Source organism: Exiguobacterium sp. s143 (genome assembly GCF_018618895.1).
Taxonomy (GTDB): Bacteria; Bacillota; Bacilli; order Exiguobacteriales; family Exiguobacteriaceae; genus Exiguobacterium_A; species Exiguobacterium_A abrahamii.
The window spans coordinates 187,107-204,628 of record NZ_JACSMX010000004.1 but is presented as its reverse complement, the minus strand read 5'-3'; the positions used below and the strand labels follow the sequence as shown (position 1 = coordinate 204,628).

Here is a 17,522-nt window from a genome sequence, read left to right as displayed (position 1 = left end):
CCGTCCGACTCCACAAGGAGCCGGACGGTGTTTTGATTTAGCGGAAGTTACGGAAGAAACGTGTTTTCTTTAATGCAATCCCGACTGGAATCGCAACGAGGATTCCGACGACGTTTTGTGTGATGTTTCCTGGAATTGAAGCGACTGGTGCGACCCAGTTGCTGTAAAGGATACCTTCACAAACATAGTAAACAGCAAGCATGACGGGAGCAGAAACAATCATTGCGAAAATATTTAAGCCTGGATTGTCTCCTTTGTATCGCGAAGACCAGGCGATACGCCCGACAATATATCCTTGGAGTCCTCGAGCTACGATTGTAAATGGAGCCCAGAGTGTCCATCCACTGATAAGATCAAATAATCCCATGCCGATTGCTCCGGCAATCAGTGCTGTCCGTGGACCGAATAAAATCGCGATGAGAAAGAGCATCGCTGTTCCCATATGAACGAGACCACCGCTTGAAGCGATTGGCAATTTGATATTGATGAATAGTGTCGCGACAAGAACAAGTGCGATTGACATCGCAGTGATGACGAGCTGGCGAGTACGAGTGCTAGAATACGGTGCTGCTTTTTGCATGTGGCTAACCTTCTTTATGATAGATTTTAAGATAGCTTTAATCTATCAGATGACTGGACTAGTCAAAAGTGTCAACTTTGAATTATTTATAGGGGTCAGATTGACTAAAAAGTCGTCATTCGTTCTTAATTCCAAAAGAGTTTAATCTATTCATACAGTCTTAAATGAAAAAATCTCCAAAACGGTTGTCGTTTTTGAATCTACTTTTTGTTTTTTCTGTACAATGAACAGCGAAAGGAAGGGGAAGTTAATGAAATATCAGATCGCGACAGCTGTTTTTTTATTCGCTTCATTGTCACCAGTCATATCGGAGGCAAAGGACCAGACGACACAACATCAACGTTATTACGCGGCATATGAAAAAATCGTGCAGAAAATAAATCGGACACATGAAAATGCGGACGTCACGTTGCTTGCAGCAAATCAATTCGCAGACGAGGACTGGGTTTCGCCGAAACGTTTTCAGGAACGAGCAGTCAAACGGTTGAAGCCGTTACGTGTCCAAACGAGCTTCGAGTGGGATAGTGAACGGACGCTCGAACGCACGCAACGTGGAAACGAAGTCCGGATTATCGGGAATTTCGAGACAGAACTCTTGGAACAGAGTAAACGCCAACGATTATCCGATGTCTTTTCGATGACGTCTCTTGCGATCGATGATGGAAGATGGACGCAAACTGAATTTGTCGGTAGACCAATCGATGCAGGACAAACGATGGTCGTAACGGTCAGTGGTACATACGCGAAGCAAGGCATCTTAACAAAGCACCACATCACAAAAGAATTTCATTGTTCATCCGTTGGTGAAATCTACTATTGAAATAGAAAAAGAGCAAAACTCGTTTGAGTTTCGCTCTTTTCGTTTAATTCCGGATCAAGTGATCGAAAGCACCCAGTGCAGCTGTTGCACCAGATCCCATCGAGATGATGATCTGTTTATACGCGCTATCTGTGCAGTCTCCTGCAGCGAAAACGCCTGGTACGTTCGTTGCGCCGTGGCGATCGACTTGGACTTCACCGAACTTGTTACGGCTCACCGTTTCACCGAGCCAGTCCGTGTTCGGTACGAGACCGATCTGGACGAAGACACCTTCGAGCTCAACGTGACGCTCGACGTTCGTTTCGCGCTCGATGTACGTGATACCGTTCACTTTGTCCGTTCCTGTGATTTCCTTCGTCTGTGCGTTGACGACGACCGTGACGTTCGGAAGCGAAGCGAGGCGTTCTTGAAGAACAGCATCCGCTTTTAGTTCCGGTGCGAATTCAAGGACCGTGACATGCTTGACGATTCCCGCGAGATCGATGGCTGCTTCGATCCCTGAGTTTCCGCCACCGATGACTGCGACACGTTTTCCTTCGAACAACGGACCATCACAGTGTGGACAGTAGGCGACGCCTTTGTTCTTGAATTCGAGTTCGCCTGGGACACCAACGTTACGCCAGCGTGCACCTGTTGAAAGGATCAAACTCTTCGTCTTCAAGACAGCACCGTTCTCAAGCTCGAGCTCGAGGAGGTCTTTCTTCTCAAGACGAGTTGCCCGCTGCAGGTTCATGACATCAATGCCATACTCCTTGACGTGCTCCTCAAGACTTGCGACGAGTTTTGGTCCTTCCGTGTACTTCATGCTGATGAAGTTTTCGATGCTCATCGTATCCATGACTTGTCCACCGAAGCGCTCTGCGACGATTCCTGTCCGGATGCCTTTACGGGCTGCATAGATGGCAGCACTCGATCCAGCTGGACCACCACCGACGACGAGGACATCGTATGGATCTTTATCAGCGAAATCAGAAGCATCGGCACCTGTGCCAAGCTTCGCCAAGATTTCTTCAAGTGACATCCGTCCGTTACCGAATGCTTCGCCGTTGACGAAGACCGTCGGAACAGCCATGATCTCTTTTTGTTCGACTTCTTCCTTAAATGCCGCGCCATCAATCATCGTGTGACTGATGTTCGGGTTGAGGACGCTCATGACGTTCAATGCTTGTACGACATCTGGACAGTTGTGGCAGCTCAAGCTGATGTACGACTCGAAGTGGTACGTTTCTTGAATGCCTTGAATCTGCTTGATGACGTCCGCATCGACCTTCGGTGCTCGACCGCTGACTTGTAGCAGAGCGAGAACGAGGGACGTGAATTCATGACCGAGTGGGATTCCCGCGAACGTGATGCCGCTTGTCTCACCGACACGGTTGACTGTGAAACTTGGTGTCCGGGGAAGGCTTGCCTGCTCGACGGAGATGCGTGGTGTCATGCTTGCGATCTCTTCGACGAGTGCGCTCATCTCAAGCGAGACGGCGTCTGTCCCAGCGCTAACCGCTAGGACGAGATCGCCTTCGAGAAGCTCGAGGTATTGCGCGAGTTGTGCTTTAATGTCTGGTGCTAAAGCCATCGCGAATCCGCTCCTTAAATTTTTCCGACGAGGTCAAGGCTTGGTGTGAGTGTTGCAGAGCCTTCTTCCCATTTCGCTGGGCAGACTTCGCCTGGATTGTTACGTACGTATTGTGCTGCTTTGATTTTGTTGACGAGCGTGCTTGCATCGCGACCGATACCGCCTGCGTTGATCTCAACTGTTTGGATGACGCCGTCTGGGTCGATGATGAACGTACCGCGGTCAGCAAGACCATCTTGTTCGTTCAAGACTTCGAAGTTACGTGAGATGACGTGTGATGGGTCACCGATCATGACGTACTCGATTTTACCGATTGTTTCTGATGTTTCGTGCCATGCTTTATGTGTGAAATGCGTATCTGTTGAGACAGAGTAAACTTCAACGTCAAGCGCTTTGAGGGTTTCGTATTGGTTTTGGAGATCTTCGAGTTCTGTCGGGCAAACGAATGTAAAGTCTGCAGGGTAGAAACATACGACACTCCATTTACCGCGAAGGTTAGCATCCGTTAGGTCAACGAATTCTCCGTTGTGGAATGCTGATGCACTGAATGGTTTTACTTCACTTCCGATTAAAGACATGATAAAAATCCTCCTCAAGGGTTCTATTTTTAGAATCTGTTCTAGTGCATACAAACAATCTGTATTTATCACACTAGAATAATTCTAATCTAATACTAATTTCATATAGACCAACACTTTTGTCAAGGTATAATCGGTAATTTCTTATTTCAGGAAAGATTGTGTGAACAAAAAAAGAAATCCCGACTCCTAAATGAAACAGGAGTCGGGAGCTGTATTCTTTATTGCCAGTCCGTGTGGAAGATCCCTTCGCGGTCTGTCCGAGCATACGTATGAGCACCAAAATAATCGCGTTGTGCTTGCAACATGTTGGCATTCGAATTCGCTGTCCGGTAGCTATCGTAATACGTCAGTGACGTCGATAGAGATGGGAGTGCAAAACCAGATAACGCACCCTCGGCAACGACGTGACGTAACGATTCTTGATACGCCTGTACTTTCTCAGCGAAGAACGGGGCGAGCATCAAGTTCGAGAGGTTCGCATCATTTTTGAACGCTTCACTGATGACGTTCAAGAAGTCGGCCCGGATGATACATCCACCACGGAAGATCAAGGCGATCTCCTCAAGGCGTAAGTTCCAGTCATACAACTCAGACGACGTTCGGTACTGGGTGAAGCCTTGCGCGTATGCGGCAACTTTCCCCATATAAAGCGCTTGACGAATTCGTTCGACCCACGCGTCTCGCTCAAGCGTCGACAAGTCTTCGGGTCCCTTTAAGACAGCAGACGCTGCGACGCGTTCTTCTTTAATAGCTGAAAGGTAACGCGCGAACAGAGCTTCTGTAATGATTGAAGAGGCGATCCCATTATCAATGGCTTGCAGGCTCGTCCATTTTCCAGTTCCTTTTTGACCGGCTTGATCGAGAATGACATCAATCAACGGTTGCCCTGTCTCGTCATCCGTTTTTCGGAGAATGTCCGCTGTGATCTCAATCAGGTAACTTTTCAGTTCACCCGCGTTCCACTCAGCGAAGATATCCGCGACTTCCGTGACTTCGAGTCCGAGACGGAAACGGAGGAAGCTATACGCTTCAGCGATCAGTTGCATGTCCGCATACTCGATTCCGTTATGGACCATCTTAACGAAGTGACCAGCGCCCTTCGGACCAATATAAACACAACATGGATCTCCTTCGACGTGAGCGGCGATCTTCGTCAAGATTGGTGCGACATGTTCGTAAGCTTCTTTCGATCCACCCGGCATGATCGCAGGGCCGGTCCGCGCACCGACTTCACCACCCGATACACCGACACCGATGTATTCGATCCCGTGGCGTTGTAACTCGTCGAAACGACGCTCTGTATCGAGGAAGTGAGAGTTTCCGCCATCCATGATGATATCGCCTGTTTCGAGATGCGGAAGCAACGATTCGATGACTGAATCAATCGCGCTACCGGCTGTGACCATCATGAAGATTTTACGTGGGCGAGCGAGTGATTGAACGAATGCTTCAATGTCGTAGTACGGATGAAGAGGTAGTCCTTCATCATGTGCGACGAGATCGTCCGTTAAATCACGTGTGTAGTTATAGATGGCGACTTCTTCTTGATGACTCGCCATATTCAGTGCCAGGTTGCGTCCCATGACGCCAAGCCCGATGACTCCGATAGAATGTTGCATAAGTAGAACGACTCCTTTTCTTAGACGACGAGGCTGAGGAGAAGAACGAACCCAAGTCCACAAACGGAAATGATCGTCTCAAGCACAGTCCATGTCGCAAACGTTTCTTTTAATGATAATCCGAAATACTCTTTAAACATCCAGAAGCCCGCATCATTGACGTGTGAAGCGATCAGACTACCCGCACCAGTCGCGAGAACGACGAGCGCTAAGTTGACGTCGGATTGCTCCAGTAACGGAATGACGAGACCTGCAGTTGATAGGGCAGCAACTGTCGCGGAACCAAGTGAGATCCGGAGAATCGCAGCGATCAACCAAGCGAGTAGAATCGGGGATAACGCTGATCCCTCAAATAATTGGGCAACGTATTTCCCGACACCGCCGTCAATCAAGACTTGTTTAAAGGCACCGCCACCACCGATGATCAATAGCATCATCCCGATTTGGGCGATTGCCGTCGTACAAGATTCCATGACCGTTTGCATCGGAATCTTACGCGCGATCCCCATCGTGTAGACCGCGACGAGTAGTGAAATCAACATCGCCGTTGAAGCGTTCCCGATGAATTCAATCGCCGAGATGACACTGTTTTCACCCCAACCGAGTGTTTCTTGTAAGAGCGTGAAGATCGTTGCGACCGACATTAAGAGGACCGGTAGCATCGCCGTGAAGACACTGATGCCGAAGCCTGGTGTCTCGTCTAAATCAAATTCTTTTTGTTCCCCGAGTGACGCGATGTTTCCTGTCCGTGTAAACGATTCAGGAACGAGTCGTTTGGCGATTTTCGTAAAGATAGGACCGGCGATGATGACGGTCGGAACAGCAACGATGAAACCATACAATAAGACTTCCCCGATATTGGCTTTATACTCCCCGGCGATGACGGTCGGACCCGGGTGAGGTGGTAAGAAGCCGTGCGTGACGGATAGGGCAGCGACCATCGGGATCCCGAGATATAGAATCGAGACACGGAGCTGACGTGAAATCGCAAAGACGATTGGAATCAACAAAACGAGTCCGACTTCGAAGAAGAGGGCGATCCCGATGATGAACGAAGCGACGACAACCGCCCACTGGATGTTCTTTTCCCCGAATCGGGCGACAAGCGTCATGGCGATTCGCTGCGCCCCCCCGGCGTCAGCGATCAGCTTTCCAAGCATCGCACCAAGACCAAAGATTAGTGCTAAGTGACCAAGCGTTCCGCCGATACCAGCTTCGATCGTCTTGACGATCTGATCGAGCGGCATGCCGAGTAGTAGTGCAACGCCAAAGGAAACGATGATGAGTGAGACGAACGTATTTAATTTCAACCCCATGATGAGAACGAGCAACGCGACAATCCCAATTCCTACGATGACTAAAGGCATGATGACTTCCCCCAAAAGATTAAGTTAGTTTTCTTCTTGAATCAAGCTCCGTTGATACGTAGCGATTCGTTTGTGATCCTCAGACAATGTCCGCGCTAGACTAATGAAAATTGGTAAGAGCTGACGATATTCATGCATCGCTTCTTCATTTGGTACATGGCGATGCGTTTCCCCGATCATCTCAGAGACGACTTCGAACGAATCGACTTCCCCTGTCGCATACAGTCCAAGAATACAAGCACCAAGACATGAACTTTCAAAACTTTCCGGAATGACGACTTCTGATTCAAAGATGTCCGCCATCATTTGGCGCCAGACTTCGGACCGGGCAAACCCACCTGTTGCCTGAATCCGTGTCACGGGACCGTCCATGCACTCGATTAGGGCGAGGAAGACGGTATAGAGATTGTAGATGACGCCTTCTAGTGCCGCCCGGATCATATGCTCTTTTTTGTGCGAAAGTGTCAAACCGAAGAACGAACCGCTGACATCCGGATTCCAGAGCGGCGCTCGTTCACCGGACAAGTAAGGATGGAACAATAGCCCGTCGGATCCAGGACGGACGCGTTCGGCAATCTTCGTCAAAACAGCGTACGGATCGATGCCAAGGCGTTTTGCTGTCTCGACTTCGGCTGAAGCGAGTTCGTCTCGGATCCACCGTAAGACCATTCCACCATTATTAACGGGTCCGCCGATGACCCAGTGGTCCTCGGTCAGCGCGTAACAGAACGTCCGTCCCTTTTCATCGGTCTGCGGACGATCAATGATTGTTCGGATGGCACCGCTCGTTCCGATCGTGATCGCAATTTCCCCTTTGCGAATCGCGTTGACACCTAAGTTAGAAAGGACACCGTCACTGGCACCGACTAGGAACGGCGTATCGATGGAGAGTCCCATTTGTCGTGCGTAATCAGCATTTAGTTCGGTACATGTCGTCGTCGTCGGTACGGGTTCCGATAAGTAGCTTGCATCGATCCCTGCGACGTGTAACGCGCCCGTATCCCAGCCTAATTCATGAATGTTGAAAAGACCGGTCGCTGAAGCGAGAGAGTGGTCGATGACATATCTGCCGAACAGTCTTTGGAACACGAATTCCTTGATCCCGACATATTTTTTCGTTTGAGCATGGAGCTCCGGACGATCTTCGACGAGCCAACTGATTTTGCTGAGCGGTGACATCGGATGAATCGGTGTTCCGGTCCGGTGATAGATCGATAGACCATATTGTTCCTTGATCTTGTTCGACCATGCTTCACTCCGACTGTCTGCCCACGTGATGCAGGCAGTCAATGGTTGATGCTGTGCGTCCATTGCGATCAAGCTGTGCATGGCACTACTGAACGCGACGAACTTTGGTGGCATGCTCGGATGACGTTTCGTGATCAAGCGGATTGATTCGAGTACAGCATCAAAAATTTCTTCCGGATCCTGCTCCGCCGTCGAACGATTTGGTGTATGGAGCGGGTAACCGACGTTCGTTTGTCCGATGACCTCTCCTTTTGTCGTAAATAAGACCGCTTTCGTACTCGTCGTTCCGATATCGACGCCTAACATGTATTCAGTCATGTGAATCGACTCCTTTCGACATCATTTGTTGCGTTTTCCAGAGATCTTCGACTTCCTGGACGTCATCAAAGTTCTGATGTAAGGAAGCAACCATCCGTTCACGGTCGCCTGTCTCGATCGCTTCGATGTACAAGGCGTGGTTCGCGAGGATGCGTTCGAAGTCTTCGATGTCTTCCTCGAATCGTACCCGCATCGATAGGAGGATGAAACTTTCCATGACCGGTTTGAGATTTTGCCAAATCATGCTGACATATCCATGATCAATCGAGCGGATGATCGTTTCATGAAACAGTACATCCTGGAAGGAGAATTCATCGGCATCCTTGTATTTGATGGCAACCTTCATCATTTCGAGAATCTTACTGAGTTCACGGACGAGTTCTGCCCGTTCGATTTTGACGAGTCGTTCGAAGACAAACGTTTCGATGAGTAGCCGGACATCATAGATTTCCTGAATGTCGCGCTCAGACAAACCGACGACGACTGCCCCCATCCGCTCGAGACGAATCAATTGTTCGGATGCAAGGACCTTTAATGCATCACGGACAGGCGAGCGACTGACTGAAAAATCAGAGGCTAATTTGTTTTCAGATAAGATGGTACCGCTTTCAATCCTTCCTGAAATGATGCGCATCCGTAGCTCGTGTGCAACACGATCTCCGGCGGAAGCTTTTGATAACCACTTCAAGGGGTATAACATTTCTGACATGGAATCACCTGATTTCTAAAGTGAGTATACTTGTATACAAGTTAGTATATACGTTTTTTTCTAAAATGCAAACGCTTAACTTAAAACGGAACGATCCACGCAGAAATCAGGAAATCGGTTCCAAATATGTTAGGGTGAAGGAGTAAGCAACGCACAGAACGGGTAAGGAGGAGATAGTACATATGAACATGTTAGTTGTAGGTGCAGGGGCAGTTGGAGGCTATTTCGGAGGTCGTCTTGCTGAGCAAGGGGAGCAGGTGACATTCCTCGTCCGTTCGAATCGATATGAACAACTACAAAAAACAGGACTGCACATTACTAGTCCTCATGGCGATATGACGATCACGCCTCAGTTGATAACACGAGACATGCGACCGGATCACGCATTTGATGTCATCTTGCTTTCGACGAAAGCCTATCACTTAGATGACGTCTTACAGGACATTGCGCCATTCGTTTCGAACGAGACGTACATCATTCCTTTGTTGAACGGCATGCAGCACATACGACGGTTAACAGAAGTCTTCGGAGAAGATCGGGTGCTTGGAGGGCTCTGCTTCATTGAGTCGACGCTTGATGCAGAAGGGCGCATTTTACAGACAAGCCCTTCGCACCGGCTGTTGTTTGGTTCACGAACCGGTAAACCAACAGCGTGTCTAGAGAAAATCGCAGCGCGTTTTGCGAAAGCGAAAGCACCAATGAAGTACTCGATGCACATCATGGATGACATGTGGCAAAAGTATCTCTTCATTTCAACGTTCGCGGGTGTGACGACTTTATTTCGTTCAGCGATCGGTCCGATTCGACAAGAGTCTGTCGGGCGTCAGATGATCCTAGACGTCATGGCGGAAGCGAAACAAGCGATGGAAGAACAAGGCGCAGTCTTTAATGACGATGTAGAAGCGGTGCTGTTGAAACAGATGCATGCAATGGAAGACACGATGAAATCGTCGATGTTACGTGACATGGAAAAGGGTCAGCCCGTCGAAGTGGAACATTTTTTCAGTGCATTATTGAAGCCTTCTACGACAAATCAGATGAATGCATTGAAATTAGTCGAAGCAAATCTACGCATGTATCTCGAAACGATTAAATAGTCACTTTTTTCTATTTTAGAAAAATGATGGAGTAGTCCTAATGTTTCGTTTTGATGACGAAAGACCTGTTTCCCTTAGGAATCGTTGACTTCCGAAATAAAGTTCATCTATTCTTAATGAGATTGAAAAAAACTGATAATATATTTTTCCGTATTTTTTCTTGCAAGGACGAATGAAGCAGACGAGAGGGGAAGTTTATCCATTATGAAACGTATTATTATTCGTGCAGGTATGACACCATTCGAACAGTTCGATGCTCCTTATTTGATGAAACATAATTCCATTGGAGGAAACGTTGGAAATCTTATTTATCAATACAGTATCTTTCGGACGTTGATGACAGAAGGTACGACGATTACACCTGACTATTACTATTACGACGAAGAACGGGCAGACGAAATCAATGCCAACTTTGATCTTTATGTCATTCCATTAGCGGACGCATTCCGAAAAGAATTCGTACCGACGTTACGGAAATACACACGTCTCATCAAAAAATTAAAGATTCCAGTCGTCGTCATCGGTGTAGGGTTACGTGCACCATTTGAACCTGATTTAGATGGCGGATTCCCGTTCGATGAAGATGTCAAAGCATTCGTCAGTGCCGTTCTCGAGCGCTCGAGCATGCTGGGTCTTCGCGGGGAGATCACGTCGAAATACTTAACACGTCTTGGTTTCCGCGAAGGGATCGATCATCGCGTCATCGGATGTCCTTCGATGTACGCGTTCGGTCGTGATTTGAACATTCGCGAAACAAATATCACGTCCGAGTCGATGATTACAGTCAACTCGTCACGTTTGGCACCACAAAACGTTCTTGATTTCATTACGCGCGGGATGGAAGAGTATCCGAATCACTACTTCATTCCACAGTGGATGAAGGAACTGAAGTTGACGTATACAGGAACGCACCCAATCGCAGACTTGTCCGTGACGAACTATCCGGTGAAGATGTCGGATCCTGCTTATATGAACGATCGTGTCCGTTTCTTCTTGAACGCACAGACATGGTTTGATTTCATCGGTCAAGCAGACCTCAGTTTTGGAGCTCGTTTACACGGAAACATCACAGCGACACTTGCGGGTACGCCGAGTATCCTCATTCCAAAAGATGCACGGATGCGCGAATTGACGGATTACCATCAGTTGACGCACATTTGGGCGAACGACATCAAAGCGGATACACAATTATCCGACGTCGTAGCAAATGCTGACTTCCAAAGTCCGGCACGTGTTCAAGCGCGTAACTTCGACAACTTCGTTGACTTCTTGAACGTGAACAATCTTGAGCATATCTACCAAGAGACGAACTATCCTGAGAATGTACCGTTTGACCGTCAAATGGCGCAAACCGAGTTGCTCCCACCAGTCCAACCAATCTCTGGCGTAAGTCTTGAGGAAGCAGTCGCTCGTTTTGAACGGTTCTTCCCGGAACAAGAGAAGAAGATTGCGGATGCGCAAAAACAAACAAAAGCACAATTAGCTGAAAAAGATAAGAAAATCAAAGCATTGCAGAAACAAACAGGAACGGCTCAAAAGGATCAAGAGATTGCGGCACTCAAAGCGCAACTGGCTGCCCAAACGAAGAAAATGAAGCACCAGCAAGGAACATTGAACCGGAAAGCGGTTCGTGCAGCCTTGAAAACAGCGGATTTATTCGCTAAAAAGTAACCCTTTAAACATTCCGGATCGATACGATGCGGAATGTTTTTTTGATAGAAGTATTCTGAATTGTGTTGACAATTTGAAAAAGACTTGATAGGGTTATGAACAATTACATACTTATCCAGAGAGGTGGAGGGACTGGCCCTATGAAACCTCAGCAACAGGTCGAAAGATACTGTGCTAATTCCTGCGGGTGCTGCACCCGATCGATAAGATTTCCGAATTGTCGACCGACGCATCCGTGAGGATGCGTTTTTTGTTTGAAATAGGTGGAATGAGGAGGAAATGGATTCATGAAAACGAGCGGAGCATTTCGACGCAAGATGGAATCACGTCATTTGATCATGCTGTCGTTAGGTGGTGTCATTGGAACCGGATTATTTTTAAGTACAGGTTATACGTTGGAACAAGCAGGACGTGTCGGAACGATTTTATCGTATTTGATTGGGGCCGTCGTCGTTTACTTAGTCATGTTAAGTCTCGGTGAACTCGCCGTGCACATGCCGGAAACCGGATCATTCCATAAGTACGCAACGAAGTACATCGGACCCGGCACCGGTTATACAGTGGCCTGGCTCTACTGGCTGACATGGACGGTCGCCCTTGGTTCAGAATTCACGGCAGCAGGCATTTTGATGCAACGTTGGTTCCCGTCGATTCCTGTATGGGTGTTCAGCGCATTGTTCGCTGCGATGATCCTCGGTATCAACGTCTTGAAAGTTCGCGTGTTCGCTGAAGTCGAGTTTTGGTTTTCCGCCATTAAGGTCGTGACGATCATTGCTTTCATTTTACTCGGTGCGGGAGCAATCGTCGGCTTCATTCCACTGCAAGATGGTAGCCCGGCTCCATTCTTTTCTTCGTTAACCGAAGGCGGGTTGTTCCCAAATGGCGCTTTCGTCATCTTCATGACGATGCTTGCCGTGAACTTTGCTTACTCGGGAACGGAACTAATCGGTGTCGCAGCGGGTGAAGCAGTCGATCCGAAACGGACGATTCCGCTTGCGATCCGGACGACAATTTTGCGACTCGTCCTCTTTTTCGTCGGTACGATCATCGTGTTAGCCGTCTTATTACCAACGGATGGGAAAGGTGTACTCGAAAGTCCGTTCGTCGCCGTGTTTGAACGGATCGGAATTCCGTATGCGGCAGACGTGATGAACTTCGTCATTTTGACAGCGATCTTGTCGGCAGCGAATTCTGGACTTTACGCCGCCTCTCGGATGCTCTGGTCGCTTGCGAACGAACGCATGATTCCACGCTTCTTCGCCCAGGTGACGCCAAGTGGGGTTCCACTTCGAGCCGTATTGTTCAGCATGCTTGGCGGAGGACTTGCCTTGCTGTCTAGCATCTATGCAGCAGGAAGTGTCTATATCGCGCTCGTCTCGATTTCCGGTCTCGCTGTCGTCGTCGTTTGGATGAGTATCAGCGTTGCCCAGTATCGTTTCCGGAAACAATTCCTCCGTGAAGGGCATACGATCGACGAATTGGTCTATCGCACACCACTCTTTCCATTTGTACCGATCGCCGCTTTCGTCGTTTGTTTGATTTCTCTGATTGGTATCGGATTTGATCCGACACAACGAATCGCCTTGTACTGTGGTATTCCATTCATCGTGATCTGTTATGTCGTACATGCGTTCACGAATTCTTCTCAGAAACGGAGTGTTGAAGATGTCCCGAATCAAAAATCCAGTTGATCAACGATTACAGGAAGTTCCCTTTCTTATTTTAGATGGTGCCCTTGCAACCGAACTTGAACAGAAGGGATTCGACCTGAACGACCCGCTTTGGTCAGCACGTCTCTTAATCGAAGCACCGGAACAGATCGAGCACGTCCATCGTGACTACTTTGAAGTAGGTGCCGATGTTGCGATCACTTCAAGCTATCAAGCAAGTATCGAAGGATTCAAGCAACGTCATATCACGACAGAGGAAGCACAGGCGCTGATTCGACAAACGGTCACCTTGGCGCAAAACGCACGCACGCGTAGCGGAAAGAGTGACGCATTGATCGCGGGATCAGTGGGTCCTTATGGTGCCTACTTAGCAGATGGTTCTGAATATCGCGGTCATTATGGAGTGTCAGCAGATGTGCTAGAAGCCTTCCACAGACCACGGATCGAAGCATTGATTGAAGCGGGGGCTGATCTGCTGGCATTTGAGACGATTCCGTCGCTCGAGGAAGCTGTCGTGTTGTTCCGGATTCTCGAAGCGTATCCGGAAGTGTCCGCTTGGCTGACGTTCTCGCTTCAAGATGCGACACACATTAGTGAAGGAACGGCACTTGCGACGTGTATTGAAACGGTCGGACAACATCCACAGCTCGCAGCAATCGGTGCAAATTGCTTTCCGGCATCTTACGCGACCGACTTTATCCGTCACCTTAAGGCGTTGACGGATGTGCCAATCATTGTCTATCCGAACTCTGGTGAGGTCTATGATCCGGTCGCAAAAACGTGGTCAGGTACGAATCAGTGTACATCGTTCCAAACCGTCGCGAAGACATGGTATGAGGCAGGGGCACGATTGATCGGTGGTTGTTGCCGAACGTCACCTGAACATATCGCACAAATTCGTTCGGTTTGTCAGGTTTCTACTACATCATGAATAATGACGAAAAAACGGACGCGAAATCGATTGATTTCGCGTCCGTTCCTTTAAATGGTGTGATTTCGTTACCGCTCGCGCAAGGCACGGTTGAATTGTTGCAATAGACGTCCAAAATCTTCGGCATCATCCGATGGCCAGTCCGTCAGGAGACGTTCGATGCTCGCGAGGCGCGCTGTCCGGTAAATCGTGAGCTCTTCTTGTCCTTTATCCGTAATATGATAGAAGAAGGCACGACCATCTGTCGGATCTTTTACTTTTTCCACAAGTTGCTTCTGATCGAGCGCTGCAGCTTGGCGACTGACGGTCGAGACATCAAGCTGGAGTTCACGAGCAAGTGTTTTGACACCGACGTTGCCGGAATCCGCTAGTTGTCGCAGCAAAAGGTAGGAAGCACGATCCAAATTACGATTGTCTGCCGTCGCTGTCGTCAAGCGCCGGATCAGAATTGCTAACTCTAATTCAATGGTTTCGAGTGCTTGTTGAGACATCGGGTATCTCCCCTTTCAATAAGGTCTCTCTGTCCCTCATGATTACCCAATGTGGATAAGCTGTCAATGCGAAAAGCAGGAGGCTTGACAGAGTTGTAGTTGTATTATACAATCATTTTTGTTCTTTTAATTGTATCATACAACTTTTTCATATGAGAAACGAACGACAAAGGAGAATTCAGATGAAAGCTTATGAGTCGATGAAACAAGAGGTCATCACAGTAAACGATACAGATCTGATTCGTACGGTCATCGAACGATTCATTCAATCTGGTATTAGCGGCGTACCTGTCATTAATGCTGAGCAAGAGGTCGTCGGGTATATCAGTGACGGAGATATCATGCGCGCGATTGGAAAACACAAGGACATCATCGTCGATACATTCTTATATGTAGATGTCATCAAAGGAGACGAAGAAGATTACGAAGATCGGATTCGTCATATCTTGAATCGACCTGTCATGGAACTGGCACGTCGGAAAGTCGTAACAGCGGACGCTGAAACAGAAATAGAAGAGATTGCAGCAACGCTCGGCGCAAAACGGATCAAAAAGCTTCCGATTCTGAAAGCAGGACGTCTTGTTGGGATCATTAGTCGAGGCGACGTCATTCGCCATTCGTTTAAACAGTTCATGTAACACATTCAATAGAAAGAAGGGACACTATGGCACTTGCTGAAAAAACAACGACGCTTGAGCCGGAAACGGTATTAGCAGAAAGCAAACATGGATTATTCCATCAACCGGTTGCTGTCTGGGCAGTTTTTTTCGCCAGTATTACAGCATTCATGGGAATGGGTCTCGTCAATCCCGTCTTACCGACGATTGCCGAGAATTTAGAAGCGTCAAAAAGTGAAGTAACGCTCTTATTTACAAGTTATAACGCCGTCATGGCATTCGCGATGTTAATTACAGGCGCGATCTCATCACGGATTGGTCAAAAAGGAACATTGATGCTCGGGATCGCCGTCATCGCAATCGTTGCTGGTTTTGCTTCACAAGCAGACAGCATTTGGACGCTCGTCGCGTTACGCGGTGGTTGGGGACTAGGGAACGCCTTATTCGTCGCAACAGCACTCGCTGCGATCGTTTCTCTGTCGTCAGGTGGAACAGCAAAAGCGATCATTTTATATGAAGCAGCCGTTGGTCTTGGGATTTCGATTGGACCACTATTAGGCGGAACGCTCGGTTCAATCACATGGCGCGCCCCATTCATGGGTGTTGCGACGATCATGGTCATCGCGTTCCTCGTCTTGCTCTTCTTAATGCCAAAACCAGCAGCATCTGCTGCACCAAAACAGAAGTTATCATTAAAAGCACCGTTTCAAGCGATGAAGCATCGTTCACTCTTGACGCTCGGGATCGTTGCGGCACTTTATAACGTTGGGTTCTTCACGATCATGGCCTATGCACCATTCGTCATGAAACTACCAGCGCAAGGACTCGGATTTGTTTTCCTCGGCTGGGGAATGTTGCTTGCGATCACATCGGTCTTAACGGCTCCGAAACTGAAACAATGGTTCGGAACAATCAAAGCGATGGTCATGATGTTGATCACATTCGCAATCTTGCTTCTATTAATGGGGATCTTCACGGAAACACCAGCCGTCGTCATCGTCTGTGTCATCTTGGCGGGAGCCGTGCTTGGGAATAACAACACGCTCATCACGACAGCTGTCATGGACGCAGCACCTGTCGAACGTTCGACAGCATCTGCGGCATACAGTTTCCTACGTTTTCTCGGGGCAGCCATCGCGCCATTCATGGCCGGGAAATTGGCTGAAATCTTCAACGCAAACTTACCATTTTATGTCGGAAGTGGCTTTGTCCTCTTATCCGTCATCATCATCGGGGGCAATCTCAAACACATTCGCCATATCGATCGGACAGAAGGCGGACATTAATTTCAAAAAACAGCCGAAGCGAATCCGCTTCGGCTGTTTTTGATTGAAATCAAGACGGGTACATGTCTCTTAACGTGCGGATCGAGTGCTCAATCATTTCCCGAAGGACGTTTAAATCGATGTCAGTCAGTCGTTTTACGTAGAGGCAGGACTTGCCGCGTCGATACGTACCGAGAGTGGCAAGCAGTCGTTCCGATACATCGTCTTCACCAAGCGTGAGGTAAAGGACGAGGTTCGTCTTGCGCGGAGAAAAACCGACATAAAAGCTGTCGCCCTCGTGACCAGAGGCATAGCGATAATGATAGGCACCAAAACCAATCAAGGAAGACCCCCAAAGAACGGCTTCGTATCCCGTGACATCTTCGAAGAACTGACGTAACGTGATACCATCTGCTTGACGTAGTGGTGGTTCGACTTGTGCCAGAAAGGCATCAACGGACTGTTCAGTAGGACCTGTCTTTGGCGTATCAGACATAAGCAGACTCCTTTCGGATGAAGAAGATATCGATTACTTTCGAGAAAAGAAAGCGAAAATCCTTGTACATAAAGGAGGAAATCGAATGAAGCATCGCATCGTGTTTCGAGGAGAAGAAAGCAGTGTATCGTGGGACATCTTACACGTATATCCTAAACAAGAGGAACTAACGATTCAAATGACGGGAGAAGATAGTGAACACGAGTTTTCAGTTACATTTAATCAATATGATACGTTCATCCGTAACTTTGCTCGCGTCCATGAGTCGTTACAGGGAGAAGTCGTATTCGAGCAGGGCGTGATTTGTCTCTGTTTACGGTATGACCGGCTTGGTCGTGTCTTCATCAGTTGGTCTGACGGACAAACGAATCATCAGTTTCGCAGTGATCAAAGTTATTTAAGTGAGGCGTTGGCACAGCTTGGTGTGTACTAAACTAAACACAGTAAAAGTAGAAGGGACGACTCTGGG

The 17,522-nt window shown here is 48.2% G+C and carries 17 protein-coding genes and 1 riboswitch; of the genes, 8 read left to right on the top strand and 9 right to left on the bottom strand.

Going from position 1 to position 17,522, the window contains the following annotated elements:
• Positions 1 to 37: 37 nt before the first annotated feature.
• On the bottom strand, positions 38 to 580 hold the full coding sequence (locus KNQ03_RS13975; protein ID WP_069940113.1) for an ECF transporter S component: 543 nt from the start codon (positions 578 to 580) through the stop codon (positions 38 to 40).
• A 250-nt stretch (positions 581 to 830) separates the two neighbouring features.
• Between KNQ03_RS13975 and KNQ03_RS13970 the strand changes: the two genes are divergently transcribed.
• Positions 831 to 1,400 (top strand): hypothetical protein, encoded by a 570-nt coding sequence (locus KNQ03_RS13970; protein WP_149428069.1) that lies wholly within the window; start codon positions 831 to 833, stop codon positions 1,398 to 1,400.
• A gap of 43 nt (positions 1,401 to 1,443) precedes the next feature.
• Here the strand turns inward: KNQ03_RS13970 and ahpF are convergent, their stop codons facing one another.
• From ahpF to KNQ03_RS13940, 6 genes are all read right to left on the bottom strand, one after another.
• Positions 1,444 to 2,973 (bottom strand): alkyl hydroperoxide reductase subunit F, encoded by a 1,530-nt coding sequence (gene ahpF / locus KNQ03_RS13965; protein WP_149428068.1) that lies wholly within the window; start codon positions 2,971 to 2,973, stop codon positions 1,444 to 1,446.
• Positions 2,974 to 2,987: 14 nt separating this feature from the next.
• A complete protein-coding gene (gene ahpC, locus KNQ03_RS13960) occupies positions 2,988 to 3,551 on the bottom strand; it encodes an alkyl hydroperoxide reductase subunit C (protein ID WP_023469815.1) in 564 nt (187 codons plus the stop codon).
• 221 nt (positions 3,552 to 3,772) lie between these two features.
• Positions 3,773 to 5,173, bottom strand: a complete 1,401-nt coding sequence (gene gnd / locus KNQ03_RS13955) for a decarboxylating NADP(+)-dependent phosphogluconate dehydrogenase (RefSeq protein ID WP_214725199.1) — start codon at positions 5,171 to 5,173, stop codon at positions 3,773 to 3,775.
• Between the two features lie 20 nt (positions 5,174 to 5,193).
• Positions 5,194 to 6,540 carry a GntP family permease gene (locus KNQ03_RS13950; protein ID WP_055969735.1) on the bottom strand — a complete coding sequence of 449 codons (1,347 nt, stop codon included), beginning with the start codon at positions 6,538 to 6,540 and terminating at the stop codon, positions 5,194 to 5,196.
• A 24-nt stretch (positions 6,541 to 6,564) separates the two neighbouring features.
• Positions 6,565 to 8,106, bottom strand: a complete 1,542-nt coding sequence (gene gntK / locus KNQ03_RS13945; RefSeq protein ID WP_214725197.1) for a gluconokinase — start codon at positions 8,104 to 8,106, stop codon at positions 6,565 to 6,567.
• Positions 8,099 to 8,815, bottom strand: a complete 717-nt coding sequence (locus tag KNQ03_RS13940) for a GntR family transcriptional regulator (RefSeq protein WP_064300753.1) — start codon at positions 8,813 to 8,815, stop codon at positions 8,099 to 8,101. Before KNQ03_RS13940 ends, gntK begins: the two co-directional genes overlap by 8 nt.
• Positions 8,816 to 8,997: 182 nt before the next feature.
• Here KNQ03_RS13940 and KNQ03_RS13935 point away from each other — a divergent pair, with 182 nt between their 5' ends.
• From KNQ03_RS13935 to mmuM, 4 genes are all read left to right on the top strand, one after another.
• Positions 8,998 to 9,912: a ketopantoate reductase family protein gene (locus KNQ03_RS13935; RefSeq protein WP_214725196.1), complete on the top strand. Its 915-nt coding sequence runs from the start codon at positions 8,998 to 9,000 to the stop codon at positions 9,910 to 9,912.
• A 204-nt stretch (positions 9,913 to 10,116) separates the two neighbouring features.
• Entirely contained in the window at positions 10,117 to 11,583 is a 1,467-nt protein-coding gene (locus tag KNQ03_RS13930) for a polysaccharide pyruvyl transferase family protein (RefSeq protein ID WP_214725194.1), read from the top strand.
• A gap of 108 nt (positions 11,584 to 11,691) precedes the next feature.
• Positions 11,692 to 11,793, top strand: a riboswitch (SAM riboswitch).
• Between the two features lie 77 nt (positions 11,794 to 11,870).
• Positions 11,871 to 13,274: an amino acid permease gene (locus KNQ03_RS13925; RefSeq protein WP_214725192.1), complete on the top strand. Its 1,404-nt coding sequence runs from the start codon at positions 11,871 to 11,873 to the stop codon at positions 13,272 to 13,274.
• Positions 13,249 to 14,184 (top strand): homocysteine S-methyltransferase, encoded by a 936-nt coding sequence (gene mmuM / locus KNQ03_RS13920; protein ID WP_214725190.1) that lies wholly within the window; start codon positions 13,249 to 13,251, stop codon positions 14,182 to 14,184. The genes KNQ03_RS13925 and mmuM overlap by 26 nt, the downstream gene beginning before the upstream one ends.
• A gap of 68 nt (positions 14,185 to 14,252) precedes the next feature.
• On the opposite strand, the gene KNQ03_RS13915 is transcribed toward mmuM, so the two are convergent.
• Positions 14,253 to 14,675, bottom strand: coding sequence for a MarR family winged helix-turn-helix transcriptional regulator (locus KNQ03_RS13915; RefSeq protein ID WP_035395500.1), 423 nt, complete (start codon positions 14,673 to 14,675; stop codon positions 14,253 to 14,255).
• Positions 14,676 to 14,857: 182 nt separating this feature from the next.
• On the opposite strand from KNQ03_RS13915, the gene KNQ03_RS13910 reads away from it, so the two are divergent.
• On the top strand, positions 14,858 to 15,313 hold the full coding sequence (locus KNQ03_RS13910) for a CBS domain-containing protein (RefSeq protein ID WP_055969726.1): 456 nt from the start codon (positions 14,858 to 14,860) through the stop codon (positions 15,311 to 15,313).
• Between the two features lie 26 nt (positions 15,314 to 15,339).
• A complete protein-coding gene (locus tag KNQ03_RS13905; RefSeq protein WP_214725188.1) occupies positions 15,340 to 16,578 on the top strand; it encodes an MFS transporter in 1,239 nt (412 codons plus the stop codon).
• A gap of 49 nt (positions 16,579 to 16,627) precedes the next feature.
• Here KNQ03_RS13905 and KNQ03_RS13900 read toward each other — a convergent pair whose 3' ends face one another.
• A complete protein-coding gene (locus KNQ03_RS13900) occupies positions 16,628 to 17,053 on the bottom strand; it encodes a DUF1801 domain-containing protein (protein ID WP_214725186.1) in 426 nt (141 codons plus the stop codon).
• An 85-nt stretch (positions 17,054 to 17,138) separates the two neighbouring features.
• On the opposite strand from KNQ03_RS13900, the gene KNQ03_RS13895 reads away from it, so the two are divergent.
• Positions 17,139 to 17,486, top strand: a complete 348-nt coding sequence (locus KNQ03_RS13895) for a hypothetical protein (RefSeq protein ID WP_214725184.1) — start codon at positions 17,139 to 17,141, stop codon at positions 17,484 to 17,486.
• Positions 17,487 to 17,522 lie beyond the last annotated feature (36 nt).

What these genes read in the sequence shown, in the direction of transcription:
- KNQ03_RS13975 (WP_069940113.1), bottom strand. Translation starts at nt 580, where the DNA reads ATGCAAAAAGCAGCACCGTATTCTAGCACTCGTACTCGCCAGCTCGTC.
- KNQ03_RS13970 (WP_149428069.1), top strand. Translation starts at nt 831, where the DNA reads ATGAAATATCAGATCGCGACAGCTGTTTTTTTATTCGCTTCATTGTCA.
- ahpF (WP_149428068.1), bottom strand. Translation starts at nt 2,973, where the DNA reads ATGGCTTTAGCACCAGACATTAAAGCACAACTCGCGCAATACCTCGAG.
- ahpC (WP_023469815.1), bottom strand. Translation starts at nt 3,551, where the DNA reads ATGTCTTTAATCGGAAGTGAAGTAAAACCATTCAGTGCATCAGCATTC.
- gnd (WP_214725199.1), bottom strand. Translation starts at nt 5,173, where the DNA reads ATGCAACATTCTATCGGAGTCATCGGGCTTGGCGTCATGGGACGCAAC.
- KNQ03_RS13950 (WP_055969735.1), bottom strand. Translation starts at nt 6,540, where the DNA reads ATGCCTTTAGTCATCGTAGGAATTGGGATTGTCGCGTTGCTCGTTCTC.
- gntK (WP_214725197.1), bottom strand. Translation starts at nt 8,106, where the DNA reads ATGACTGAATACATGTTAGGCGTCGATATCGGAACGACGAGTACGAAA.
- KNQ03_RS13940 (WP_064300753.1), bottom strand. Translation starts at nt 8,815, where the DNA reads ATGTCAGAAATGTTATACCCCTTGAAGTGGTTATCAAAAGCTTCCGCC.
- KNQ03_RS13935 (WP_214725196.1), top strand. Translation starts at nt 8,998, where the DNA reads ATGAACATGTTAGTTGTAGGTGCAGGGGCAGTTGGAGGCTATTTCGGA.
- KNQ03_RS13930 (WP_214725194.1), top strand. Translation starts at nt 10,117, where the DNA reads ATGAAACGTATTATTATTCGTGCAGGTATGACACCATTCGAACAGTTC.
- KNQ03_RS13925 (WP_214725192.1), top strand. Translation starts at nt 11,871, where the DNA reads ATGAAAACGAGCGGAGCATTTCGACGCAAGATGGAATCACGTCATTTG.
- mmuM (WP_214725190.1), top strand. Translation starts at nt 13,249, where the DNA reads ATGTCCCGAATCAAAAATCCAGTTGATCAACGATTACAGGAAGTTCCC.
- KNQ03_RS13915 (WP_035395500.1), bottom strand. Translation starts at nt 14,675, where the DNA reads ATGTCTCAACAAGCACTCGAAACCATTGAATTAGAGTTAGCAATTCTG.
- KNQ03_RS13910 (WP_055969726.1), top strand. Translation starts at nt 14,858, where the DNA reads ATGAAAGCTTATGAGTCGATGAAACAAGAGGTCATCACAGTAAACGAT.
- KNQ03_RS13905 (WP_214725188.1), top strand. Translation starts at nt 15,340, where the DNA reads ATGGCACTTGCTGAAAAAACAACGACGCTTGAGCCGGAAACGGTATTA.
- KNQ03_RS13900 (WP_214725186.1), bottom strand. Translation starts at nt 17,053, where the DNA reads ATGTCTGATACGCCAAAGACAGGTCCTACTGAACAGTCCGTTGATGCC.
- KNQ03_RS13895 (WP_214725184.1), top strand. Translation starts at nt 17,139, where the DNA reads ATGAAGCATCGCATCGTGTTTCGAGGAGAAGAAAGCAGTGTATCGTGG.